This is a genomic window from Collimonas sp. OK307 (genome assembly GCF_900113705.1).
Taxonomy (GTDB): domain Bacteria; phylum Pseudomonadota; class Gammaproteobacteria; order Burkholderiales; family Burkholderiaceae_D; genus Collimonas.
In genome coordinates this window covers 19252-43211 of record NZ_FOQI01000019.1, presented here as the reverse complement: position 1 = coordinate 43211, position 23960 = coordinate 19252, and the positions used below count along the sequence as shown (strand labels likewise).

The following is a 23960-nucleotide window of genomic DNA, read 5'->3' as shown; positions in this document are numbered from 1 at the left end:
CTAACATGACCGATACCGTTCGCTCCACTTCCCACGAGAATTTGCTTCACGATGAATTGCGGGTGCTCCGCAACCTGACTTTCGATGAAATCTCCATCGGCGACAGCGCCGCCATGGAACGCACGTTGAGCACCGAAGATATCCAGCTGTTTGCCGTCATGTCTGGCGACGTCAATCCCCAGCACCTCGATCCCGAATTCGCCGCATCCACCCAGTTCCATGGCGTGATCGCCCATGGCATGTGGGGAGCGGCGCTGATTTCTGCCGTGCTGGGCACCCGCCTGCCCGGGCCAGGCACTGTATATCTGGCCCAGACCTTGCGATTCTTACATCCGGTGCGGGTGGGCGACACCTTGACCATCAGCGTCACGGTGACTGCGCGCGAGCCTGACAACAAGCGACTCAGCCTGCGCTGCTCATGTATCAACCAGGATGGCAAGATCGTGATCGAAGGCGATGCCGACGTCATCGCGCCCAGCGAAAAGATCGTATATTCCAGAACGACCTTGCCGGAAGTCCGTATCAGTTCCGGTGACAAGGTACAACGGCTGCTTGAACACGTACGCCCGCTCAGCGCCATTCGCGTCGCAGTGGTGCACCCCTGCGACGAACTGAGTTTATCGGCCGCGCTGGACGCGCGCCAGGCGCGCTTGATCGAGCCGTTGCTGGTGGCGCCGCGCGCCAAACTCGAAGCGGTGGCCGCTGCTGCCGGCCTGGACCTGACCGGCATAGCCATTGAAGATGTCCCGCACAGCCACGCGGCGGCGGCACGCGCCGCCGAAATGGCAGGCAAAGGCGAAGTTGAAGCTTTGATGAAAGGTAGCCTGCATACCGATGAATTGATGGCAGCTGTGCTGGCGGCATCCGCCGGACTGCGTACCAAGCGCCGCATCAGTCATTGCTATCTGATGCAAACCGCTGCGTATCCACGCCCTTTCATTATCAGCGATGCCGCCATCAATATTGAACCCACGCTGGACGACAAAGTCGACATCGTGCGTAATGCGATCGACCTGGCGCACGTAATCGGGGTCGCCTGTCCGCGCGTAGCGATCCTGGCGGCGGTGGAAACGGTCAACCCAAGCATGCGGGCAACGCTGGATGCCGCCGTATTGTGCAAGATGGCTGACCGCGGCCAGATTACCGGCGCCATCCTCGATGGCCCCCTGGCTTTCGACAACGCGGTATCGGTCGCCGCCGCGCGCATCAAAGGCATCGTATCGGAAGTCGCCGGGCGCGCCGACATCCTGATCGTGCCAGATCTGGAAAGCGGCAACATGCTGGCCAAACAACTCGAGTATCTGAGTGACGCTGCCAGCGCTGGCATCGTACTTGGCGCCAAAGTGCCGATCATCCTCACCAGCCGGGCCGATTCGCGCGAGACCCGCATCGCCTCTTGCGCCATCGCATTGATGCTGGCGCACCATTATCGCGACCATCCCCAATGAATATCCCAGCCCAATCCGTGACGCCAGCCAATAACAATGAAAGATTCATCCTGGTGCTCAATTGCGGTTCGTCCAGCATCAAGTTCGCGCTGTTTGATGTCAGCCATGCTACCGGCGCTCCGCTGCCGCGACAGGCTGAATGGAAAGGCAAAATCGAGGGCATCGGCGGCGCCAAGCCAGGTTATATCGAGACTGGCGGTGAACCTGAACCACTGGCGTTAGACACGCAACAGCCTTATCATTCCGCGCTGATGCATATTCGCGAACGGGTTGGCCTGCATCTTGGCGCACGCCGCTTGTGCGCGGTTGCGCATCGCGTGGTGCACGGCGGCAGCAAGTATTCCGCACCGACCAGGATTGATGCGACAGTGCTGGCGGATTTGAAGAATTACATTCCACTGGCTCCTTTGCATCAGCCGTTTGCACTGGAAGCCATCGAAGTGCTGCTGACCAGCCAGCCCGGCCTGCTTCAGGTCGCCTGCTTCGATACCGCCTTCCATCACACGCTGCCGCCGGTCGAACAAATGCTGCCACTGCCATACGCGCTGTGGGAGCGCGGCTTGCGCCGCTATGGATTTCATGGCTTGTCCTATGAATACCTGTCGGTGGCGCTGGATGAGCGTTTCGGCGCTGCGGCGCACGACCGTGTCATTGCGGCCCACCTGGGTAGCGGAGCCAGCCTGTGCGCAATGCAAGATCTGCGCAGCGTCGCCACCACAATGGGATTTTCTGCACTGGATGGGTTGATGATGGGCACCCGCTGCGGCGCACTCGACGCGGGCGCGGTAATTTACCTGATGGAGATCGAAAAATTAAGCCTGGAACAAGTAGCGCACTTGCTGTACCACGAATCAGGCTTGCTTGGGGTCTCCGGTGTTTCTGCCGATCCGCCGATCCTATTCGCGCAAGAGCAACGGGACGATGCCGTCGGTGACCAGGTGCGCGCCGCACTCGCCTTGTACGTGCGTCGTATCGTCCGCGAAATCGGTGCATTGACCGCCGTATTGGGCGGCCTCGATTTACTGGTGTTTACGGCCGGTGTCGGTGAACACAGTGCGGAGATTCGCCGCCGCGTTTGCCGTGACCTGGAGTTTCTTGGCGTACACCTGGAAGGCAGTGCCAATCAACGCAACGCGCCATTGATATCCGCACATGCCAGCAGGGTCGCAGTCGCCGTCGAGGCCACCAACGAAGAATGGATCGCAGCCCGGCACGCGCTAGTCATGCTCGATTCTTAGTTGACGACTGCTTGTACGGCCTCATCTATTATCTGGGCTGGCGTACGCTGCGCGTAAATATCGTCAATCTCGGTGTGAAAATGCGCAAGCAAGGCATTGCGTTTGAGTTTGAGTGTCGGCGTCATCAGCCCGTTCAGCAACGACCATGGCTCCATCGTGACCCGGACAACCCGCGGCACCGCATAACTGGGAAAGTGCTTGCTTGCTGCTTGAATTCTCTGCAAAACGGCAGTCTGTATTGACGCAGAATCCAGATTGACGCTTTCGCCGGCACCAAGCTCAAGTTGCTGCAGCAGCGTATCCAGGCCGCTACGGCCAGGTACAACAAAAGCGGCGATGAACGGGCGGTTGTCGCCAATCACGAATGCTTGCTCGAATAGCGGATCGGCCGTGATCGCCAATTCCAGATCCGCCGGCGCAATTTTCTCGCCGGTTGAAGTGACGATAATCTCCTTGATCCTGCCGATGATGCGAATGCGCCCACCTTCCATCGCCGCCTGATCGCCGGTGCGCAACCAGCCGTCGTCGGTCATTGCGTTGGCGGTGTCGTCCGGGCGTTTCCAATATCCGGCCATGACACCGCCGCCGCGCACCTGCAACTCGCTGTTCTCGCCGATACGCACCCTGACGCCTTCCAGCGGCTTGCCAACCGTGGCCGGCCAATTGTCGGACGGCGTATTGCAGGATATCACCGGCGATGTTTCTGTCATGCCGTATCCCTGCACCAATGGCAAACCCAGCGCCAGAAAGCATTCTGCCACCGCCTGCGATAAAGGTGCACCGCCGCATACTGCGACACGCAAGCGCCCGCCGAACTGCGCCAGCACCTTGCGCGCCACCAGCAATCGCAAGGCAGGGTACAACAACTGATCCAGCCAACCCGGGGAAGCGCCGTTGCAAGGTAACTGCTGGCTTCGGCAAAAACGCCGCCAGCCGATCGCTTGCGTCAACGCGAAAAGACGTCGCGTCAAATAACCGGATTCGGCAAGCTTTCCCTGCAATTTCACGTGAGCCCGTTCATAGATTCTCGGCACCGAAACCAATACCGTCGGCCGGATCGTCGCCAGATCTTCAGGAATCTGCGCCACCGACCGCGCGTAAGCGACGCAGCTGCCGGCCGCAACCGGCAGGTAATATCCGACGGTGCGCTCGAAAGTGTGCGATAGCGGCAGGAACGACAGGAACACATCGGACGAGCGCACCTCGACCCGCGCCATCACCGCCTGGATATTCGACAGTACATTGTTGTGGGTCAGCATGACACCCTTAGGTTTGCCGGTAGTTCCCGAGGTATAGACGATCGCCGCCAGGGCGCCGCCCGATACCGGCGGCCTGCGTATGTTGTTGGGTAGTGCGCCGCCGGCCAGCCAGGTAGCTAAAGCAACCACCACGCCATGAACAGGAGCCGACGCGTAGTGATTGTCGAAATTTCCATCGTCTACCACCAATACCAGCTTCAAAAAAGGCATGGTTTCCCCGACCGCTGCAATCGCTTCCCACTGCGCACGGGTCGACAGCACCAGCATCGAGGCATCGCAATCCTTGATGATGTAGGCGATGCTGGCCGGATTGTCGAGCGCGTGCATCGGCACGGGAATCAGGCCCAGCGCCAGGCTCGCCTGGTCGATGCAGACAGCATCCAGACCATTCGGCAGCAATACAGCCACTCGTGCCTCCGAGGGCAGACGTGACGCCGTCAGCGCGCTGCGCCAGATCCTGACGCGCTCGCCGATTTGCGCCCAGGTATGGGAGTGCCAGCGCCCTGACTCTGAATTGAAGTGACGATATGCCTCGTTCTCTGGAGTCTCCCCGACTCGCCAGTCAAACAAGTCTCCAAGCGTTGCCATTTTCATAAAATTAGCTGCAATAGCGGTTTTCATGAGGTTTCCTGATCCTTTTTGTTGCTGCGCCCATTAAACAAGTCTAATTACAACTGTTTCCGGTTGAGTTGATATGGATCAAATTTTTCCACCAAGCCATTGTTATGCTGAAAGCAGTCGTTCGTGGGGGATCGCGCCATGTACGGACATTCGTTATTTACGAACGGAGCAAAAATGATCTCTTTCAGCTTGGCAAGACAACTCGAAACCCAGTTGCAGCGGCGACGCAAATATATAGTCGCGACAATCCGCTCGCAACGGTGCCAGGCCGGCGCGATGACAGGGTTGCTCAGCGCTGCCGAAATTGCTTTGCTCCGCAACAAGTCGGCAGAGCCGAACAAAATCCAGGCCGCGCTACAACGTATCAAAACGCGCACCTACGGCAACTGCCTTGCATGCGGGGCGGTTATCGCGCCACAACGGCTACGCCTGCATCCGACCGCAGAACGATGCCAGTCATGCCAGGCTGCTCTGGAAAGCAGTCAACGACAGGGCTTGGAACCCAACTCATGAATTTGCCTCTTTAATTTTTTAAAGAATCAAGTTTTCTGCATTGATCAACCGGAGGGATATCACATGGAATATCGAACCATACTTGTGCACGTGGATGAATCCAGGCGCGCTCATGAACAAATCAGGATCGCCGCTTTGCTTGCGCAAAAGTACAACGCGCATCTGATCGGCGCCGCAGCTACCGGCGTTGCGCCGCAATTCTTCATGCCGGGAGTAATCGGAGACAGCAATTTGGCTCTTCTCGGCTCCGCGCTAAACGATCTGCGCGAGCATGCTGAAAGTCTGTTAGCGGAATTTGAATCCTCTGCCTGGAAGATGGACGTCAAGTCCTTCGAAAAACGCCTGATCGAGGAGGACGCCGGCACGGGCCTGGTTTTGCAGGCGCGCTACAGCGACCTGGTGGTGATCGGCCAGGTCAATCCAGCTGACTACTCGCCGCTGCTACGTGCCGACTTCCAAGAATATGTGCTGATGAATTCAGGCAGGCCGGTACTGATCGTCCCCTATGCAGGTCATTTCCCTCAGGTCGGCAAAAGGGTGCTGCTTGCCTGGGACGGCAGCATGGAGGCAACGCGCGCTGTCAGCGCATCGATTCCGTTGCTGCAACAGGCCGATCTGGTCCGGGTACTGGTGCTTGACACCGGCAGGCCGGCCGACGCCCACGGCGAACAGCCGGGAGCCGACATCGCCATTTACCTGGCGCGCCACGGTATCAAACTCGAGGTAACGGAACAAAAGATCCCGGCCGATATCGATGTCGGCAACGCGCTCTTGTCGCACGCTGCCGATTTCGGCGCCGACCTGATCGTCATGGGCGGCTATGGCCATACCCGCTTCCGCGAAATATTGCTGGGAGGAGTGACGCGCACTGTCCTGGCTTCGATGACGGTGCCGGTGTTGATGTTCCATTGAAAGAAAAAGCGCGTTGCCGCCGACGCATGGCTGACAACGCGCTTTATAACAATAGCGGAGCTAGGCAATCATCATCTTGTCGACAACCCGCACCACACCCGGCGCCGCCGCTGCTGCCTGTAACGCTGCGTAGCGTTCCGACCACGAACGCACCGGGCCGGTAAGGGTCACCTGGTCGCCGTTGACTACCACCGTGATGCGTTGTGTTTCTATATGAGCGCGCCGCTGCAGCGCGGCCTCGATCTTGACCTTGACGTCTGCGGGTAACACGGCTGACTTGACCAGGATCTGATTACTGATTCCGGTGACGCCCATCAGGTTACGTATGACATTTTCTGCCGCCACGCGCTGATAATCACGCTCCAGTTCACCGCTCAGCGTCACCCATCCATCTTCAACCATGACTTTGACCTGGTCCTTTGGGATCAATACGTTCCACTCCAATGCCAATTCCGCGGCGCGCGCGACATCGGCATCGTTACGCTCATTTGGACCAGGTAACCATACGTCGATTTCCACTGCAATTCCCTTGACGCCGGCAATGCGCAACGCCGCACGCTCAGCTGCGTACTTCTCGGCATGACTATCTACGTGCCCGGTCAGCGTCACCACACCGTCTTTCACCTCGACCCCGATCTCGATATCCTTGACAGACGGATCCCACTCCAGCTCATCCATGACTTCCTGTTTTAACTGACGATCGCTTTTCATCTCTTCTCTCCGTTACTGGCTTCAAAAACACGCGTTCTGACAACCATCATAAATAAGGCAAGGAATGAGGTTTTGATGCACATCAAGAAATCCCCTGCAACGACCGCCGTTTCATATTCATATCTGCCGTCATTTGTATATCTCTTGCATAGGGTGTACATTCAGCAACAAGATACCGATATGGCGCGTCCTCCCGTGCGCACGCGCGGGGAATCGATAGCCAGCCAACCATCAATGCGGAGTTAACCCAAGACTATGAATACGCCGTTTGCCAGAGTGGCGTCGCCGCTTTTGAACATTCCGGTATTAAAAGCCAGCTGCGCAGGTTGCAGCTTGCACCAGCTATGCCTGCCGATGGGGCTGGACAGCGCCGACATGACGCGCCTCGACGAGATCATCGGACGCGGACAGCGCATCTTGCGCGACCAACGTTTGTACCGGATGGGTGATCCGTTTAAAAACCTCTACGCGATTCGTTTCGGGCACTTCAAAACTTGCCATATAAACAATGGCGGTGAACAGCAGATCACCGGTTTCCAGATGGCCGGCGAATTGCTTGGCATGGATGCCATCAGTTCCGATCTTCACCACTGCGATGCCGTGGCGCTGGAAGACAGCGAAGTCTGCGAGATTCCGTTTGCGCGACTGGAAGAGTTATTCAGCCATATCCCGACCCTGTTGCATCATTTCCATCGGATCATGAGCCAGGAAATCACGCGTGATCAAAACATCATGCTGCTGCTCGGAAATATGCGCGCCGAGCAGCGGTTTGCGGCTTTCCTGGTCAACCTTTCTTCCCGCTACATGGCGCGCGGCTATTCCTCGACCAGCTTCCAATTGCGTATGTCGCGCGAGGATATCGGCAATTACCTTGGACTAACCATCGAAAGTATCAGCCGTCTCTTGTCCCACTTCAGGGCGCAAGGCTGGATCGCGGTCGACAAGCGGGATTTGCAGATCCTCGACCTGACGAAACTGAAAGAACTGGCGCTTGGCGGCGAGTCGGGACGGATGACAAAAAAAGATTGCAAACCTGTTGTCTCTCCTCCCACCAAAATCTGAACCAGGATCGTCAACGTTGCTGCGACGGCCGCAAATCCAGATGCAGCCACATGGTGCCATCGCGCTCCAGCGGCTTTACATCAAAGCCAAGCTTTCTTACCAGATGCAGGATGCGCGTATTGTGCGGCAAAGCCTCGCCGATGATCTCAGCGGTGCCGTGGTGGCGGCAATACGCAATCAATTTCGCCATTAGCAGATGGCCCAGTCCCAGCCCTTTCAAATCGGAACGCACTATCACCGAAAATTCCGCCTGGATGTTGTCCGGATCCGCGACTACCCTGGCCACGCCTAGCGTTTCGGCGCTGCCGTCCGACTTGTTCCTGGTTGCTATGAAAGCCATCTCGCGGTCGTAATCGATCTGCGTAAAACGCGCCAATTGCGATGGCTGCAGTGCGCGCACGCCGACAAACATCCTGTAGCGCACGTCTTCAGGATCGAGTGCGTTGAAAAACGCAATATGCGCCTGGCCGTCTTCCGGTTTGATCGGCCGCAGCAACAGCGTCGAGCCCTGCCAGGAGATGGTTTCTTCCAATTCTTCCGGATAGGGGCAAATTGCCAAACGCTGCAGGCCATCGACAATGGCGCTCGGCTGCAGTCGCCCATTTGCATCCAGTCCCACCACGTGTTTTCCATCCGGCAGCGAGAAATGGATTTCGAGTTCGACCAACTCTGGAACATCGGTCAGCAAATGGGATAGTCTGACCAGGTTCCGGCAAATCTCGTCGATCTCCGGTTCGAGCTGCGTCGTGCCGTCAGTCGCCTCGGCTATACCGGTCGCATGCAATACCATATCGTGCGCCAGTACCATGTTTAACGGCGGTAAACCTGCCGCTATCACAGGCAAATCAAATCTCCCGCCCTGTCCAAGCACAATGGCCGGACCGAATGTGGGATCGGTAACAATACCGATTTTCAATACCGGCGTCGCCATCTGCGTGCCGTCTGCACCATGTACTTCATTCACCGGCAACCCATATGCTGCCAGCAGTGCGCCGGTGTCAGCTGCCGACAGCATTAGCCGGCCGCCGGCCAGGGCAGCAGCGACAATCCTGCGCGCAGCCGGCCGATCCGCAATAAGGTCGGGTGATATCGCCGGCGGCACCTGCATCAGCAGATGTTGATTGCGTCGAAAATCGGCCATCTGCATGAAGCCGCATACAGCAGCTTCTGGCGTAGCGTAGGTGGCGATGCCCGCCTCCGCAAAAATATGCCGTGCGGGCTCCAACGCGGCGCCGCCCAGCCAGCAAACGAGGATATTACGCGCACCCTGCCTGGCCAGCGGAATAATGGCATCGGCAATGTCGACGCATGATGCGTTTGCACTCGGCGCGTGAATGACAAGCAAGGCATCCGCTCCGGCGTCTGCCGATACGGCCTCCAGAACCTGCCGGTACAATGACGGCGATGCATTGGCCGGCAGTGCGATCGGAGCGGAACACGCCGCATTCACTGGCAGGAGCTGGTTGAGCTTGCATAGGGTCTCGTCCGACAACGTCGCTGACTTTCCTCCACCACGTAGCAAGGCGTCGCAAGCCATCACCCCGGGGCCGCGGCCATTACCGATAATTGTCAGCCGGCCATTGCCAAACGGGCGGACTTGCGACAAGGTCTCCACCGCACTGAGCAAATCCTCTGTAGAGAACACCCGCAGCATGCCCGCCCGGCGAATCGCGGCATCCAGCACTGCATCCGACCTGCCCGATATAGACTCCGCTGCGAAGTCGCCGCCACACCGGCCGGTCTTGAGTATCAGCGTCGGTTTGTTGCGTGCGGCTGCGCGTGCCGCCGACATGAATTTACGGGCATGCGGAATATCTTCGATGCATAACAATATTGCCCGCGTGTCGCTGTCGCCGGCTAGGTAATCGAGCATGTCGCCGACATCGACATCGACGCTATCGCCCAGCGTAATAACTTTGGAAAAACCGATGCCTTGCGACCTTGCCCAGTCAAGCATGCCCGCCGCCAACGTACCGGATTGGACGAGCAATGCAATCCGTCCCTGCAACGCCCCGGCTGCGGCAAGACTGGCGTTCAGCCCAATCTTCGGAACCAATATGCCGGCCGAGCCGGGGCCGAGAATGCGCAGCAAATGGGGGCGCGCCGTTTCCAGCACTGCCGGTTGCAATTTATCGCCGGCACCGGCTTCTTCGCTTAGCACGATCGCCGCTTTGGTCCCCAGCCTGGCTAGCTGGCCGATGATCCCTGGTATGGTTGACGATGGTGTGCAAATAATCGCCAGTTCTGGCACGGCCGGCAATTCAGCGAGGTCGTGATAAGTCTTGAGGCCCTCCAGCAAGGTGTATTTTGGATTGACCGGAAAGATGCTTCCTTTAAAGCCTCCTCGCACCAGATGCTGCAGCCCATGCGTTCCCATGTGCTGCGTCTTTTCAGATGCGCCGATGACCGCGATCGATCGCGGTGCGAAAAAAAACTGCAGGTTTCTTGCACTCATCGCGCATTCTCAAAATTATCCGTCGACATACTGGTTGGCACACTAGCCGGCACAACGCTAGCTACGCGATCTCAGTAATTCGGTGATAGCGACGGCAGTCGGTTTTGCCATATCGATCCGGTTACTCGAATGGAGAATGGTGTTGCAGCTGACGATATGATCGACACCGGCCACCTGTAGCGCGATATAGCCATCCCCGGCAAACAAAGGATGCACGGCGATACATACCGGGGGCGCCATGCCAGCTGCGTTGATCTGCTTGACAGCCGCGACCATCGTGCGGGCGGTGGAAACAATATCGTCCATCAATACCGGTGTCCTGCCTTCCCAGTCTTCCACGTGCGGAATCGAGACTTCTACCTCGCGATCGCCATGCCGTTTCTTTTGCAATACCGTATATGGACATCCAACCGCGTCAGCCACCGCGGCGACCCATTGTTCGCTTTCAGCATCGGGGCCGATAATGACAGGAAGCTTTACATTTCCGGTAATCCATTTTGCCAGCTCAGGGGCCGCATGCACCACCCGGTTCGGGATCGAGTAGATCTCAGCCAGCTCGCGATACCGGTGCAGATGCGGTTCAACCGTCACCAGCCAGTCGCAGCAACTGGAAATCAAGCGCGCAAAATGCGCTGAAGTTACCCCTTCCTCGTCCATGAAGCGTGCATCCTGCCGCATGTAAGGCAAGTAAGGAATGACGAAACCGACGCTACGCGCTCCCAGCTCACGGGCAACGCAACCGGCAAGATACAGCTCCATGATTTTTCTATCCGGCCGCTCCAGCGCACAGGCCAGCACTACGTCACGTCCCGCGACCGAAGTCATGAAGCGGGGGCAAGACTCGCCATCAGGAAAATGATGCATCTCCATGACACCGTTCTCGGCTGGTAAATAACTGCGCAACTGCGAGGCAAAGCCGTCGTTGCCCGGCATGGTGAAAAATACGGGTTTCATCAAACCTCCTGTAAAGAAACTAAATTTTCCTGCGCCTCAGCGTAGGCCCGTGCGTAAGCCAGCTCTCCTGGCGACTCGGCGTGAATGGTCAACAATGGCTGCCCGACTTCGATGCGTGTACCCAACGGAGCCCGGAAAACAATTCCCGCGGCAGCCGCCTTCGGTGCCCCCGCAAGTTTGGCAATGCTGGCCAATCTTCGGTTATCGATCGCAACCACCTTGCCTCTATGCAGGGACAGTACCGGATGCGTGTAGGTGGCCTGCGGCGGTATCCGCATGCCACCTTGGGCTTCGCAGATCGCCTGAAATTTTTGCCATGCGGCGCCGCTATCCAGTACTTTGGTAGCCAACGCCATCCCCTGGCCAGCCTCGGCCTTACCACCCAGCTCAAGCACGCTGGCGGTCAGCAACAGGGCTCGCTCGCGCAGATCTTGCGGCGCATCCGCGGCGTTCTGCAAGACCGCGAGTACATCGTGCGCTTCCAGAGCCGGGCCGACACCACGCCCAATCGGCTGCGTACCGCTGGTCATGACCGGTTTGACCGCAATACCCAATGCCGCACCAACCTTGACCAGCCGTTCAGCCAACGCTTGCGCGGCTTCCGGCGACCTGACCTTGGCGGTTGGCCCGACTGGCAAGTCGATCACGACGTGGGTGGATCCGGCGGCAATTTTCTTGGACAAAACGGAAGCAACCAACAGGCCGTCGCTATCCAGGTCCAGCGGATGTTCCACCCGTATCAACAGGTCGTCGGCAGGACTAAGGCTGACTGCGCCGCCCCAGGCTATACAGCCGTTTTCGCGCTCGACCACATGCCGCATGCCGGCAATGTCCAGCGCTACCGGCGCCAGGGTTTCCATGGTATCTGCGGTACCGGCAGGCGAAGTGATAGCGCGCGAAGAAGTTTTAGGAATCGTCAAGCCGCATGCGGCGACGATGGGCACGATCAACAAGGTGGTGCGGTTGCCAGGCAAGCCGCCGACGCAATGCTTGTCGACCACGATGTCGGCATCCCAATGCAGGCGCTGCCCTACCTTGACCATCGCATCGGTCAAGGCTATCGTTTCAGTCAGGTCCAGGCGGCTGCCGGAACAGGCCGTGATCAAGGCCGCCATTTCGATCTGCGAATAACGACCGGCAACGATGTCGCGGACGATGGCATCGACGCCACCGGAGGTAAAAGGGCGTCCATATATTTTTGCCCGTACCGATGAAAATGACTGCATCGGCGCCGGGTGTTCAATCCGCACCAGATCGCCATCAATGCCGTCAAGCGCACGCCAGGCCGCTTCCGACAAGCCGACCTCGTGCATGGCAATCATCGGAAAATGTACGACATTGAGAGTAGCGACAATACGCCGGTCGCCACGCCACACTTCGACCCGGGAGTGCGCTTCGAATCCCTCCGATTTGCAGATATCGCAATCGCTGCGCATGTAGGCAACCAGTTCCTGGTAGGTATCGATACCGACGCGTCGCATGCGCAAGCTGCCCGCCGCAGGTCCGCAGATTTCCTGCTGCAGCACGGGCTTGTGGAAAATCGGCCTATGATCCATCGGCTTGTGATAATTGCGATCGCTCATGGCAACTCCACGCTTTCCAGGTAATCAGGCACCCGGCATGACCAATGCAATTTTTCTTCGATCCGCCTGCGCAATGCATCCGCCGCCGCAGGCTCGCCGTGGGTGATGAAGGTTTGCCTGGGAGGACTCGAAAAATGCGATAGCCAGTCGAGTATCTCGTCGGCGTCGGCATGCGCCGACATATTGTCGATCTGGCTTACCTGCGCGCGCAGCGGTACGTACTCGCCATGGATTTTGATCGCATCGGCGCCGGCAATCATAGCGGCGCCACGTGTGCCGCCTGCCTGGAAGCCGACGAACAGGATTGTGTTGCGCGGATCGGGGGCGAAAGCCTTTAAATGATGTAAAACCCGCCCTCCTGTCGCCATGCCGCTGGCCGCGATAATGACCATCGGCAGCTGCCTTTGATTCAAGGCAATCGATTCCTCTACACTGGTGATAATCTTTGCCGTGCGGAACATGGCCTCGCATTGCTGGTAATCGAGCCGGTGATCTTGCCGGTGCTTGTGATAAATCTCGGTGGCATCGACCGCCATCGGACTGTTCAGGTAGATCGGCAGCGCTGCCGGGATATCGCCACCAGCTTTGAGCAGATGAATGGCATAGAGCAAGGCCTGAGCGCGCCCTACCGCAAAAGACGGAATGATCGTTACTCCACCGCGAGCGGCGGTGTCGCGTATCGTCTTGCCTAGCAAGATAGCGGGGTCGGCGCTATCGTGGCGGCGATTGCCGTAGGTCGATTCAACCACCAGGTAGTCGGTCTTTTCGATAAGAGACGGCGGCAGCATGATCAAATCATTGGGGCGCCCCAGGTCTCCGGAAAACGTTATGGTCGCCTCTGCGCTTTGCAGCGATACGATGGCAGCCCCCAGAATGTGCCCGGCGCGGTGCAAATGCGCGCTGAGGCCTTCGCATACCTGAAAATCCGTATCGAACCGGACCGGAGAAAAAAAGGCAAACGATCGCACCGCGTCGGCTTCCGAATACAACGGCAGGGCCGGACTGTGTCTGGAGAAGCCGTGACGATTCGCATAGCTGGCTTCCTCTTCCTGCAGATGACCACTGTCTGGCAACAGAATCTTGCACAGTTCGAAAGTCGCTTCGCTGCAGTAGATCTTTCCTTTGAAGCCGTTCTTGACCAGTAGCGGCAGATAGCCGCTGTGATCGAGATGTGCATGGGTCAGGATCACCGCGTCCAGCTCTGACGGATGCAATGGCAAGCGCTCCCGGTTACGCAGGCGCAATTGCTTATATCCCTGGAACAGGCCGCAATCTACCAGTACTTTCGCCGAACCGGCGCTGAGCAGATATTTTGAACCTGTCACGGTTCCGGTTGCGCCCAAAAATTGGATGTTCATATTTTATGTCTTCTATGGGTTCAGACACGGAGCAATTCTTTACCGGCAGTGTCGACATCCTCACCGCCAGATTCAGGATGCGAAGATCGTAATTCTTTATGCAATAACGAAATTTCTCTACGTAACATGCGCATGTCAGCGTGCAACTCGCGTTCCAGCCGCTTCTCATCCTCACCCACCAACATTGCCGATATGCTCGCCGTGACAACCGAAAACAAGGCATAGCCCAGCAATACGATAAAGGCGGCGAAAATCCTGGATGCTGGCGTGGACGGAACCAGGTCGCCATAGCCAACTGTCGCCCCTGTAATGAATGCCAGCCAGACGCCGTCGGCATAGGTATGGACGCGCGGTTCCAGCCACAAGAAACCAGCTCCGGCCACTGCCAGCACCGCGATTGCCAGCGCCACCACATGCAGCAGCCGGCGTGGCACCAGGTATTCTCCCAACAGCATCGACAAACGCAGGAAAACGATGCCGCAAAAGGCCATCCGTAAAGTCCATTCGATCACGCTCCACGGCGGATTGCCTGGCCAGGCGCTGAGCACTGCGCCGAAAAAAAACATCGCATTCAGCGTGACCACACCGTCATGCCAGCCTTGGGTTCTGGTCCGGATCAGCAGATCGATGGCAACCATGGCAGCGACGGCTAAATACAGCCCGCTCCCGACATGACGATACATTAGCCCCGGCCCGGCCAGAACCAGGTAGAAAGCGGGAATCGACAGGAGTAACGCACCTGGCATCAATATTTTCAGTGGCCAGGGCAGTATTGAATTTTTCATGCGTTTTCCATCAGTAGCTACGCGCAGCTGCACAAGTAACGATGTTTTGTACATATTGACGGAGATCGCCGGCGACAACTTGCGCTGGATCAAAAATGCGCTGTAATTTCAGCAGCAGCCCAGTCGTGTCCCTGGTTGGCGACGGCGTGTTTGATCTATCTCAACTCCCCCTGCAATTGCGCTTGCCGGCTTGCGCTCAAGACATACAATGATTCTTAAGGCGTTATCAAGGTGTTCATATCGACAGTTGCTCCAAACCGCAACCACCCATATTTCCTTTATTGAGAAACATCATGGCCATATATAAGAAGATCCTGCTTGCTGTCGACGGCAGCCCTACTTCCGCTCAAGCGCTGCAGCAGATTGCCAACTTCGCAGCGCCCGACGCAACGGTGCGTGTGGTGCATGTGGTGGAAGATCCGCTTACCACCTTTCCGATGATCAATGACGATTTCACCTATATCGAACTGTTGCGCGAAGTATCCGTGACTGAAGGTAAAAAAATTCTGGCGAAGGCAGAAGCTGACTTGCGATCGCAAGGTTACGAAGTGCAAACCAGCATGCTCGACCTGCGTGACATGGACTGCGACATTCCCGGAGCCATCAAGGCAGAAGGTGAAAAATGGGGAGCTGACCTGACGGTGCTGGGCACCCACGGGCGGCGCGGGGTACGACGCATGCTGATGGGTAGCGTTGCCGAGCATTTCGTGCGCATCTCAGAGCGCCCGGTGCTATTGGTACATGGCAACGAGCAGGCGTCCGAAAAAACGGCCAAGGAGTGAAGTCACCATGCTAAAACGCATCCTGGTTGCAACAGATGGCAGCGAACTTGCGCAAAACGCCTTGCGTCAGGCGTGCCTGTTGGCAAAGACGCAAAGTTGCGAGATTCGCGCACTGTATGTCAATGTCGACCCGCTGCTCTCCTTCCCTCTGCTTGGCGTCGTATATTTCCAACGCGAGCAGATGCTGCAGGCGGCAGCCGAGCAAGCTCTCAACCTCAGGAAGGCAGCGTTGCACATTTTCGACGATTTCGGCATCCGAGGTGACGTACAGATATTAGATCTGCAAGAGCGCGGCAAACGGGTGGCCGACATCATCCGAGAAGTGGCAAAACGGTGGGACGCCAGTGTGGTAGTGATGGGATCGCATGGCTTGCAAGGCATGCAACGACTCATGCTCGGCAGCGTTGCCGAACACTATCTGCGTATCGCCGATCGTCCGGTATTAATCATCAAATCCTAACGACAGGAACGGCATCGGCCGAACAGCAATGACACTGCCGGCTGACCTTGTCGCACCATTGGCGGTCGCCGCCTGCATTGGCCTGCTGATTGGCGCCGAACGCGAGCGCTGCAAAGGTGATGGCCCGACGCGCAGTCCTGCGGGCATTCGTACTTTCACGCTAGTCTCCCTGTTGGGCTCCATGAGCATGCTGCTCGATAGTGCACTATTGCTGGTGGTCCTGACCCTTGCCGTGACGGCACTTCTTGCCGTTGCCTATTTCAAGCAGTCTCATGACGACCCCGGGTTAACTACTGAAACGGCATTGATCCTGACGCTGCTGCTAGGCGCATTGGCGGTTCGGGAAATCCAGCTGGCGGCAGCGCTGAGCGTGTTGGTGACCATCGTGCTGGCGGCCCGAGACAGATTGCATCACTTTGCGCGATCCATTCTCAGCCAGAGAGAATGGAACAACGCATTGGTCTTAGGCGCCGCTGTTTTCGTATTGTGGCCGCTCATGCCGGATCGAACCATCGATCCTTACGCGGTACTCAATCTGCATACAATCTGGCGCTTCGTCATATTGATGCTGCTTATCGGCGCATTGGGCCACATTACGCAACGATTACTCGGAGCAAGGCTCGGTTTGCCGCTGACCGGCCTGTTTTCCGGCTTCGTGTCGAGCATTTCCACCATCGGCGCAATGGGCGTTCGCGCCACCCAGGCGCCGGATCAGCTAAATGCCGCCGCCACCGGCGCGGTGTTATCGACGGTATCGACACTATTGCAGTTGGCGATAGTGATCGCGGCAACCCACCGGCCTACCCTCCTGGCGCTAGCTTTGCCCTTAGCCTGCGGACTGGTTGCGGCATTGCTTTATGCAGCGCTGATGATCGCCTTGTCGGCGCATTCCCGGCCTGGACCTGCGCTGCAACTCGGCAGCCCGTTCGATATGAAAGGCGCCCTGCTGCTGGCACTCATCATTTCCGGCATTCTGCTGATGTCGGGCGCTTTCTCATCCTGGTTTGGTGGTAAGGGCGTCCTGTTAGCATCTTTTATTGGTGGTTTTGCCGACGCGCACTCGGTAGCAGTTTCAGCTGCGTCCTTCGCCGCACAGGGAAAAATCAGCAGTCACGCAGCCGCAGCACCGATACTCGCCGGATTGACCGCCAATAGCATTTCCAAGTGCGTGGTAGCCTTGACAAGCGGCAATCGGGATTTTGCAAACCGGGTGATCCCCGGCCTGTTCCTGGTGACGTTGATGGCCTGGGCCGGTCTGGCATTGAACTGAGCAAACTTGCAGGTGACATGTGAAACAATTGTCAACATCCAGAAATACGCTTGCCGACTCGCTCAATCTCCTGGCCACACGCCGCTTCGGTACATTCTGGATTGCCAGCCTGCTTTCCAATATCGGCACCTGGGCCCAGCAAGTCGCCCAGCCCTGGCTTCTGCTAAGCCTGGGTGCATCACCATTCCTGATCGGGCTGGACGCCTTCGCTTTGGGCGCGCCGATATGGTTGCTGACCCTGGTCGGCGGCGCCTTGGCTGACCATGCAGACCGGCGCCGCGTGATTACGCTGTTCCAGTCGATTCAGATGCTGTGTCCCATACTGCTGGTGATATTGCTGCTCACTGCTGCCATACAGCCATGGATGGTCATCGTCCTTTCGCTGATAGTGGGCGTCACCGACGCGCTGTCCATGCCGTCATTCCAGTCGATCGTGCCCTCCCTCGTGAAACACGAGCAAATTGCACAAGGCCTGGCATTGAATTCCACGCAGTTCAATCTTTCCCGCATTCTGGGACCGGCCATCGCCGGCATCTTGATGGTTAGCGTAGGGGCAGTCGGTTGCTTCGCCGTCAATGCAGTGTCTTATCTGCCGTTTATTGCCGTGGCCCTGTGGATACTGCCACATACCAAAATGCCGGTGGCGGCGACCAATAAATCTGGCAGCAACACCTTATTTTCGGGCGTCGGCAACATTATCAGCGATCCTCTTTTGCGCGGTGCACTGCTTACCGTGCTGACCAGCAGCTTCTTGTGCGGACCCTTGATTGTCTTTTGCCCGGTGCTAGTCAAAGACGCCTTGCATGGCGACGCACGCCAGTTCAGCATCGCGCTGGGGGCATTCGGTGTCGGCGGCCTGCTCGGCGCGATCGCCTTGCTTAGCGTCGGTACTGGACATGACCTGCGCCGGCTGAGCTCCTGGTTCGCCGCAGGCTACGGCGCAATTTTGGTATGCGCGGCCCTAAACCAGTGGTACTGGTTGTTGCCGATTCTATTGGTGTTAGCTGGTTTATCGATGAATGCGAGCAACATCTCGGCGAATTCTCTGTTACAGGCAAGCGCGAGTCCGTTGCTGCGCGGCCAGAGTGTCAGCTTATACATGCTTGCCATGCGCGGTGGGCTATCCGTCGGTAGTCTTTTAACAGGTCTGTCTGTGCATCTCATGGGAGTGCGCTATGCGTTGGCACTCAATGGCGCGCTGGCGCTGGTGGCGCATATCGCGATTGGACGGAAATGGCTGATCTCTGCGCTCCCTGGTTCATCACCGCCTGTCGCAGGAAAGCCGTCCTGAAACAGAAGCCGTATCAGGAAACACGCGAATCTTTGATCGAAATCAACGTCAGCCGTCCTTATATCGCCTACGATCGGCTGGCATTTTTATTTTTTTATCAAAGGTTTGCCAATGATTCCCATCCGCTTACCCGATCCGGTATCGCCGTCGGCCGCCATGCCGCACCGTAAAATTATCCGCTCATGGCTGCTGCCTGTCGCACGGCGCAGCACAGGCCGCGCACTGGCGTTGGTCCTGCTTGACCTGGTCTTGTTTTCGCTAGCAATCGTCGCCACCGTCTGGTTGCAGAACATTGCGGCCAAATTATTACTTGGCATGATCGCCGGCTTTATCATCGGCCGCCTCTTCATTCTCGGCCACGATGCCTGTCATCAAAGCTTTACACCGCACCGGCGCCTCAATCGCTGGCTCGGCCGCCTGGTTTTCCTGCCGTCGCTGACGCCATATAGCCTGTGGGATGTCGGCCATAACGTCGTGCATCACGGTTACACCAACCTGAAAGGTTTCGATTTCGTCTGGCATCCGTTGTCGCTGGATGAATTCCAGGCCTTGCCGCGCTGGCGCCAATGGCTGGAACGTTTCTATCGCAGCGGTTGGGGGCCTTGGCTGTACTACCTGGTTGAAATGTGGTGGCAACGCATGTACTTCCCCAGCCGGAAGACAATGCCGACCCGGCGCTCGGTATTCATCTGGGACGGTATTCTGGTCACGCTTGCAGCAACGTTCTGGATTGCAGCGCTAAGCATTGCCGCGATCGCAACCGGGCAGCCGGTTTGGCTGACCCTGACGGCCGGTTTTGCACTACCGTTCGTGTTCTGGAATGCGATGATCGGTTTTGTGGTCTATGTACACCACACCCATACCGGCGTCGCCTGGTACGACCAGAAAACCGTGTGGGCAGCGGCACAACCATTTGTCTCGACTACGGTTCACCTGACGTTTCGCTATCGTATCGGCGCGCTGTTGCATCACATCATGGAACACACCGCGCACCATGTCGATATGAGCATCCCGCTCTATCGCTTGAAAAAAGCGCAGCAGATCCTGGAAGTCATGCTGCCATCGCGCATAGTGATCCAGAAATTTTCATGGCGCTGGTATTTCGATACGGCGCGTCGCTGCAAACTCTACGATTTTCGGCGCCGCTGCTGGACCGATTTTTCCGGCATACCCACCAGTGCGTCGGCAAACGCCAACTGATCCGGGCGTCAATACGGCCATCAAGCGATGTCCGGGGGTAAAATAGCGTGTTGCGGCAAGCCGCAATGCCTTATCCTCTACCGGACTTCGCCATGCATCAGCCTTCCCCTCACACAGCGCCGTTGCTCGACATCGCCGCCCTGCGCAACAGTTGTTCCTCGTGCAGCATGCATCAGTTGTGCTTGCCAATGGGACTGGACGAATCCGACATGCTGCGCCTGGACAGTATCATCGGCCGCCACCGGGTGCGCCGGGACGACTCCCTGTATCGGATCGGCGACAAGTTCGGCTCGCTGTATGCGGTGCGGGTTGGGCAATTCAAGACCTATCAAGCCAGTTCCGACGGCGCCCGGCAAATCACCGGTTTCCAGATGAGCGGCGAATTGCTGGGCATGGATGCGATCAGTACCGGCAGCCATCAGTGCGATGCAGTAGCTTTGGAAGACAGCGAGGTATGCGACATTCCGTTCGCCCGGCTGGAAGAACTGTTCAGCGATATTCCGACACTGCTGCGGCATTTCCACCGCATCATGAGTAAGGAAATCACGCGTGAGCAAAGCGTCATCCTGTTACTCGGCAATATGCGCGCCGAGCAGCGTTTTGCAGCGTTCCTGGTAAATCTGTCGTCGCGCTACGCTACACGCGGCTATTCATCGACCAACTTCCAGCTACGCATGACGCGCGAGGATATCGGCAATTATCTTGGCCTGACGATCGAAAGCATCAGCCGCCTGCTGTCCAAGTTCAGGAAGGAAGGCATACTGAAGGTCGATAAACGGGATATCGAACTGGTCGATTTCCCGGCATTGAAAATATTGGCAATGGGCGCAGACACCTGCAACTGATTCCAGGCGGCTTAGTCGTCTGCCGCCCTCATGGCGAGCGGATTCAATTCCACGCTGCGTTGCCGTGGCCAGTTCCAGGTAGCATGCAGGCGCCAGTCGTGCTGCGCGTCTTCAATCAGGATCTGCCAGCGCGCCATCTCCAGCAATGGCAGGTGCACCGAAAAATTTCCTTGAACGTTCGGCAGTACAAACAGGTCGATATCTTTTTCCGGCAAAGTCGAATGAATCAGGCGCAGCCGCAACCGACGATCGGCTAGCGGCGCCGTGCCGTGACCGGAGTGGTCAGCGATGTTGCGCAGATTGCCGCTGAGGATACCTTGCACGGCGTCGTAGCGCAGGCTGCCGACAATGCCGCGCCGTATCGCCTCCTCGTCGCGCCGCAGATCCTGATTGATCGCATTGCCCTCTTTGTAATAGTCGTCTTCCACCAGCGCATCTTGCCGGGAAAATGCCAGCCAGCCGGTATAACTGGCCGCCACTACGACCACCAGCGGGCCCAATATCAGAAACCATGGCCAGCGCTGGGCGTACCACGGCGTAGGAACAGTAGAAAACGTGGTCATCGAATGTGCTTGGTTTTTCATGATTATCCTGTTCGTCTCGTGTAATTCATGCTGGTTCCCGGCGGTTTCATCTAGGTATATAAAACACGGCTTTTTCATTCACCTGCGACCTTGCGCCATCGAGTTCCTGCAGCCTGAAAGAAATACTGTTGGAACCCGGCCGGCCCTGCCCGTGCGGTACTCTTACCCGCACTGGAATCAGCCGCGTCTCAGTGGCGGCGAGCGTTATCTCGCTTTCGCCGGACAGTGCGATGCCATCGATGCCAGCCACACTTATCTTGTAGCGATGCGGCATTTCGTCGGCATTGATTGCCTGCAGCCGATAGACGTTCTCAACCATGCCGTCTTCGACTTCCCTGCCCATGGAACCTCGATCCCGGATCACATCCACCTTGAGAGGCACCCTGAGTATCAGCGAGCCAAGGAAGACCGAGACGATCACCAGCAGCGCCGAGCTGTAGATCAATACGCGCGGGCGAAATATTCGACGCAGAATGGCGGCCGCGGGCAAGTTCTCGTCGATCGCATGTTCCGTTGAATAACGGATCAGTCCGCGCCGCGCGCCGATCTTGTCCATCACCATATTGCAAGCGTCGACACAGGCTGCACAGCCGATGCACATGTATTGCAGGCCCGCCCGAATATCGATCCCGGTCGGACAAACCTGCACGCACATGCTGCAATCAATGCAGGGAGAAGATGCCGGTTCCGGTGTTTTCCGGAAGCTGCTAGAACGCGGTTCGCCGCGCGCCGCATCGTAGGTAACGATCAAGGAATCGCGATCGAACATGGCGCTCTGGAAGCGGGCATACGGACACATGTATTTGCACACCTGCTCCCGCATCCAGCCTGCATTGCCATACGTGGCGAAGCCATAGAACAAAACCCAAAACCACTCCCACGATCCCAGGCCAAGCACGCTCGCCTCGCGCGCAAGATCGTGGATAGAGGTGAAGTAACCGACGAAAGTAAAGCCGGTCCACAAAGCCACGACGCCCCAGGCCAGATGCTTGCCGCTTTTACGCAGTAATTTATCGAGCGACCACGCTTGCCGGTCGAGCCGCATGCGCGAACTGCGCGGCCCTTCTATCCGGCTTTCTATCCACAAAAATATCTTGGTATACACCGTTTGCGGGCAAGCGTAGCCGCACCAGACGCGGCCGGCGATTGCCGTAAACAAGAACAGCGAGAACGCGCAGATAATCAGCAGTACGGCAAGATAGATAAAATCCTGCGGCCACAGAACGATGCCGAACAAATAGAATTTGCGCGCGGCCAGGTCGAACAGCACTGCCTGGCGGCCATTCCACCTTAACCACGGCATGCCATAAAACACCAGCTGCGTCAGCCAGACACATACCCAGCGTAGCGTGGCGTAACGCCCGCTCACATCGCGAGGATATATTTGCTGCCGTGCCTGGTACATCCTGACAACGGCAGTCTTAGGAGAGGATTCACTCGCGCTCATGATTGGCAGTCTGGCTTGCGATCATTGTGAGGTGGCAGTCGGGCGATCAAGTGCGACCGCACTGCCGGGATGGTTTGACAAGCTCCACACATACGCTGCAAGCACATGCACCTTCGGTTCGCCAAGAAAATCCTTGAATGACGGCATGGTGTTATCGCGCCCTTTGCGAATGGTTTCCATGATGGTGTCGACGCTGCCGCCGTATAGCCAGATCTTGTCGCTCAGATTCGGCGCGCCGATGGTCTGGTTGCCGGTGCCGCCACTTCCGTGGCAGCCCATGCAAACGGTAAACTTCGGTTTGCCGAATATCGCCTTGATAGGATCGTGAGTCGAGCCGGACAGGCTCAGCACATAATTTGCTACGTTCTCGACATCCTTGTCGCCTCCCAGTGCAGCACCCATCGGCGGCATGACGCCATGCCGGCCTTCCATGATGGTGGTCTTGATGGTTTCCGGTGCGCCGCCATGCAGCCAGTCCTGGTCCGTCAGGTTTGGAAAACCTCTATTGCCGCGGGCGTCGGAACCATGGCATTGCGCACAATAAGTCAGGAACAGGCGCTCACCGATCGCATGCGCCTGCGGATCGGCGGCGACGGTTTTCAGGTCCTGGTGCAGGTATTTGTTGAACATGGGGCCGTAGTCGGCATCGGCTTTCTTCAGCTCGGCCTGATAGGCGCTGCTTGATTTCCAGCCAAGCTGACCGGCGAAACTACCAAGGCCGGGATACAGCACCAGATAGACCAGGGCAAAAACGATGGTCACGTAGAACAGCCACATCCACCAGCGCGGCAAGGGGTTATTCAATTCGCCCAGGTCGTCGTCCCAGACATGGCCGGTAGTATTGTCAGCCGGATCCTGCCCCGGTTCAAGCGTAACCCGCCGGCTGCCCTGCATCCACAACAGCACACCACAGCCGAAAATGCTGAGTATCGTCAACACGGTGATATAGGGGCTCCAGAAGCCATCGGTAAAATCAGCCATGGTGACGCTCCCTGGCATCCAGTTGCGCCTTCACTTTATCGAGCTGTTCCTGGTCGTCGGCGAACGGCAGCAACGCCGCTTCGTCGAAATCCTTGGGACGTTTTCGAATGTAACTCCACCATACAATGCCGATGAAAGTGACAAAGCTGATCAGGGTAATGATGCTGTGCGCCTCAATCAGTATTTTTTGGATAGCCATGA

Annotated in this window: 22 protein-coding genes; 11 read left to right on the top strand and 11 right to left on the bottom strand. The window is 57.4% G+C overall.

The features are described from left to right. The first annotated feature begins 5 nt into the window (after window positions 1-5). Both BM205_RS20565 and BM205_RS20560 read left to right on the top strand, forming a co-directional pair. Window positions 6-1448, top strand: coding sequence for a bifunctional enoyl-CoA hydratase/phosphate acetyltransferase (locus BM205_RS20565; protein ID WP_092416729.1), 1443 nt, complete (start codon window positions 6-8; stop codon window positions 1446-1448). Continuing rightward, entirely contained in the window at window positions 1445-2686 is a 1242-nt protein-coding gene (locus BM205_RS20560) for an acetate/propionate family kinase (RefSeq protein WP_092416728.1), read from the top strand. Before BM205_RS20565 ends, BM205_RS20560 begins: the two co-directional genes overlap by 4 nt. Here the strand turns inward: BM205_RS20560 and BM205_RS20555 are convergent. Next, window positions 2683-4566, bottom strand: coding sequence for an AMP-dependent synthetase/ligase (locus tag BM205_RS20555; RefSeq protein WP_092416727.1), 1884 nt, complete (start codon window positions 4564-4566; stop codon window positions 2683-2685). The two genes, BM205_RS20560 and BM205_RS20555, sit on opposite strands and share 4 nt — an antisense overlap. 138 nt (window positions 4567-4704) lie before the next feature. Between BM205_RS20555 and BM205_RS20550 the strand changes: the two genes are divergently transcribed. Together BM205_RS20550 and BM205_RS20545 are read left to right on the top strand one after the other, a co-directional pair. Further along, on the top strand, window positions 4705-5079 hold the full coding sequence (locus BM205_RS20550; RefSeq protein ID WP_092416726.1) for a TraR/DksA family transcriptional regulator: 375 nt from the start codon (window positions 4705-4707) through the stop codon (window positions 5077-5079). 63 nt (window positions 5080-5142) lie between these two features. After that, entirely contained in the window at window positions 5143-5991 is an 849-nt protein-coding gene (locus tag BM205_RS20545; protein WP_092416725.1) for a universal stress protein, read from the top strand. Window positions 5992-6051: 60 nt separating this feature from the next. On the opposite strand, the gene BM205_RS20540 is transcribed toward BM205_RS20545, so the two are convergent. Beyond that, window positions 6052-6702: a BON domain-containing protein gene (locus BM205_RS20540; RefSeq protein WP_092416724.1), complete on the bottom strand. Its 651-nt coding sequence runs from the start codon at window positions 6700-6702 to the stop codon at window positions 6052-6054. 255 nt (window positions 6703-6957) lie between these two features. On the opposite strand from BM205_RS20540, the gene fnr (BM205_RS20535) reads away from it, so the two are divergent. Then, on the top strand, window positions 6958-7764 hold the full coding sequence (gene fnr, locus BM205_RS20535) for a fumarate/nitrate reduction transcriptional regulator Fnr (RefSeq protein WP_092416723.1): 807 nt from the start codon (window positions 6958-6960) through the stop codon (window positions 7762-7764). A gap of 10 nt (window positions 7765-7774) precedes the next feature. Here the strand turns inward: fnr (BM205_RS20535) and BM205_RS20530 are convergent, their stop codons facing one another. From BM205_RS20530 to BM205_RS24620, 5 genes are all read right to left on the bottom strand, one after another. Continuing rightward, window positions 7775-10219 (bottom strand): bifunctional acetate--CoA ligase family protein/GNAT family N-acetyltransferase, encoded by a 2445-nt coding sequence (locus BM205_RS20530; protein WP_092416722.1) that lies wholly within the window; start codon window positions 10217-10219, stop codon window positions 7775-7777. A gap of 57 nt (window positions 10220-10276) precedes the next feature. Beyond that, entirely contained in the window at window positions 10277-11173 is an 897-nt protein-coding gene (locus tag BM205_RS20525; RefSeq protein ID WP_092416721.1) for a ribose-phosphate pyrophosphokinase, read from the bottom strand. Next, a complete protein-coding gene (locus BM205_RS20520) occupies window positions 11173-12654 on the bottom strand; it encodes a thymidine phosphorylase family protein (protein ID WP_254783984.1) in 1482 nt (493 codons plus the stop codon). Before BM205_RS20520 ends, BM205_RS20525 begins: the two co-directional genes overlap by 1 nt. 98 nt (window positions 12655-12752) lie before the next feature. Continuing rightward, on the bottom strand, window positions 12753-14114 hold the full coding sequence (locus BM205_RS20515) for an MBL fold metallo-hydrolase RNA specificity domain-containing protein (protein WP_092416720.1): 1362 nt from the start codon (window positions 14112-14114) through the stop codon (window positions 12753-12755). Between the two features lie 20 nt (window positions 14115-14134). Beyond that, window positions 14135-14899 carry a potassium channel family protein gene (locus BM205_RS24620; protein WP_254783980.1) on the bottom strand — a complete coding sequence of 255 codons (765 nt, stop codon included), beginning with the start codon at window positions 14897-14899 and terminating at the stop codon, window positions 14135-14137. A gap of 293 nt (window positions 14900-15192) precedes the next feature. Between BM205_RS24620 and BM205_RS20505 the strand changes: the two genes are divergently transcribed. From BM205_RS20505 to fnr (BM205_RS20480), 6 genes are all read left to right on the top strand, one after another. Further along, window positions 15193-15681: a universal stress protein gene (locus tag BM205_RS20505; protein WP_092416719.1), complete on the top strand. Its 489-nt coding sequence runs from the start codon at window positions 15193-15195 to the stop codon at window positions 15679-15681. Window positions 15682-15688: 7 nt separating this feature from the next. Further along, window positions 15689-16141, top strand: coding sequence for a universal stress protein (locus BM205_RS20500; RefSeq protein WP_175511337.1), 453 nt, complete (start codon window positions 15689-15691; stop codon window positions 16139-16141). Between the two features lie 28 nt (window positions 16142-16169). Continuing rightward, window positions 16170-17411, top strand: coding sequence for an MgtC/SapB family protein (locus BM205_RS20495; protein WP_092416717.1), 1242 nt, complete (start codon window positions 16170-16172; stop codon window positions 17409-17411). 28 nt (window positions 17412-17439) lie between these two features. Then, entirely contained in the window at window positions 17440-18702 is a 1263-nt protein-coding gene (locus tag BM205_RS20490) for an MFS transporter (protein WP_092416768.1), read from the top strand. Between the two features lie 111 nt (window positions 18703-18813). Further along, window positions 18814-19902, top strand: a complete 1089-nt coding sequence (locus BM205_RS20485) for a fatty acid desaturase (protein WP_254783979.1) — start codon at window positions 18814-18816, stop codon at window positions 19900-19902. Window positions 19903-19994: 92 nt separating this feature from the next. After that, a complete protein-coding gene (gene fnr, locus BM205_RS20480; RefSeq protein WP_092416767.1) occupies window positions 19995-20747 on the top strand; it encodes a fumarate/nitrate reduction transcriptional regulator Fnr in 753 nt (250 codons plus the stop codon). An 11-nt stretch (window positions 20748-20758) separates the two neighbouring features. Here fnr (BM205_RS20480) and BM205_RS20475 read toward each other — a convergent pair whose 3' ends face one another. Genes BM205_RS20475 through BM205_RS20460 form a run of 4 tightly spaced genes read right to left on the bottom strand, consistent with a single transcriptional unit; the run spans window position 20759 to window position 23958 of the window. Next, on the bottom strand, window positions 20759-21331 hold the full coding sequence (locus BM205_RS20475; RefSeq protein ID WP_254783978.1) for a FixH family protein: 573 nt from the start codon (window positions 21329-21331) through the stop codon (window positions 20759-20761). 46 nt (window positions 21332-21377) lie between these two features. Then, window positions 21378-22778, bottom strand: a complete 1401-nt coding sequence (gene ccoG / locus BM205_RS20470; RefSeq protein ID WP_092416715.1) for a cytochrome c oxidase accessory protein CcoG — start codon at window positions 22776-22778, stop codon at window positions 21378-21380. Window positions 22779-22799: 21 nt separating this feature from the next. Then, window positions 22800-23759 (bottom strand): cytochrome-c oxidase, cbb3-type subunit III, encoded by a 960-nt coding sequence (ccoP, locus tag BM205_RS20465; protein WP_092416714.1) that lies wholly within the window; start codon window positions 23757-23759, stop codon window positions 22800-22802. After that, window positions 23752-23958 carry a cbb3-type cytochrome oxidase subunit 3 gene (locus BM205_RS20460; RefSeq protein ID WP_175511336.1) on the bottom strand — a complete coding sequence of 69 codons (207 nt, stop codon included), beginning with the start codon at window positions 23956-23958 and terminating at the stop codon, window positions 23752-23754. The genes ccoP and BM205_RS20460 overlap by 8 nt, the downstream gene beginning before the upstream one ends. Window positions 23959-23960: the final 2 nt, after the last annotated feature.

Coding starts and splice junctions, on each gene's coding strand:
- BM205_RS20565 (WP_092416729.1), top strand. CDS start 6: ATGACCGATACCGTTCGCTCCACTTCCCACGAGAATTTGCTTCACGAT.
- BM205_RS20560 (WP_092416728.1), top strand. CDS start 1,445: ATGAATATCCCAGCCCAATCCGTGACGCCAGCCAATAACAATGAAAGA.
- BM205_RS20555 (WP_092416727.1), bottom strand. CDS start 4,566: ATGAAAACCGCTATTGCAGCTAATTTTATGAAAATGGCAACGCTTGGA.
- BM205_RS20550 (WP_092416726.1), top strand. CDS start 4,705: ATGTACGGACATTCGTTATTTACGAACGGAGCAAAAATGATCTCTTTC.
- BM205_RS20545 (WP_092416725.1), top strand. CDS start 5,143: ATGGAATATCGAACCATACTTGTGCACGTGGATGAATCCAGGCGCGCT.
- BM205_RS20540 (WP_092416724.1), bottom strand. CDS start 6,702: ATGAAAAGCGATCGTCAGTTAAAACAGGAAGTCATGGATGAGCTGGAG.
- fnr (WP_092416723.1), top strand. CDS start 6,958: ATGAATACGCCGTTTGCCAGAGTGGCGTCGCCGCTTTTGAACATTCCG.
- BM205_RS20530 (WP_092416722.1), bottom strand. CDS start 10,219: ATGAGTGCAAGAAACCTGCAGTTTTTTTTCGCACCGCGATCGATCGCG.
- BM205_RS20525 (WP_092416721.1), bottom strand. CDS start 11,173: ATGAAACCCGTATTTTTCACCATGCCGGGCAACGACGGCTTTGCCTCG.
- BM205_RS20520 (WP_254783984.1), bottom strand. CDS start 12,654: ATGCGACGCGTCGGTATCGATACCTACCAGGAACTGGTTGCCTACATG.
- BM205_RS20515 (WP_092416720.1), bottom strand. CDS start 14,114: ATGAACATCCAATTTTTGGGCGCAACCGGAACCGTGACAGGTTCAAAA.
- BM205_RS24620 (WP_254783980.1), bottom strand. CDS start 14,899: ATGAAAAATTCAATACTGCCCTGGCCACTGAAAATATTGATGCCAGGT.
- BM205_RS20505 (WP_092416719.1), top strand. CDS start 15,193: ATGGCCATATATAAGAAGATCCTGCTTGCTGTCGACGGCAGCCCTACT.
- BM205_RS20500 (WP_175511337.1), top strand. CDS start 15,689: ATGCTAAAACGCATCCTGGTTGCAACAGATGGCAGCGAACTTGCGCAA.
- BM205_RS20495 (WP_092416717.1), top strand. CDS start 16,170: ATGACACTGCCGGCTGACCTTGTCGCACCATTGGCGGTCGCCGCCTGC.
- BM205_RS20485 (WP_254783979.1), top strand. CDS start 18,814: ATGATTCCCATCCGCTTACCCGATCCGGTATCGCCGTCGGCCGCCATG.
- fnr (WP_092416767.1), top strand. CDS start 19,995: ATGCATCAGCCTTCCCCTCACACAGCGCCGTTGCTCGACATCGCCGCC.
- BM205_RS20475 (WP_254783978.1), bottom strand. CDS start 21,331: ATGAAAAACCAAGCACATTCGATGACCACGTTTTCTACTGTTCCTACG.
- ccoG (WP_092416715.1), bottom strand. CDS start 22,778: ATGAGCGCGAGTGAATCCTCTCCTAAGACTGCCGTTGTCAGGATGTAC.
- ccoP (WP_092416714.1), bottom strand. CDS start 23,759: ATGGCTGATTTTACCGATGGCTTCTGGAGCCCCTATATCACCGTGTTG.
- BM205_RS20460 (WP_175511336.1), bottom strand. CDS start 23,958: ATGGCTATCCAAAAAATACTGATTGAGGCGCACAGCATCATTACCCTG.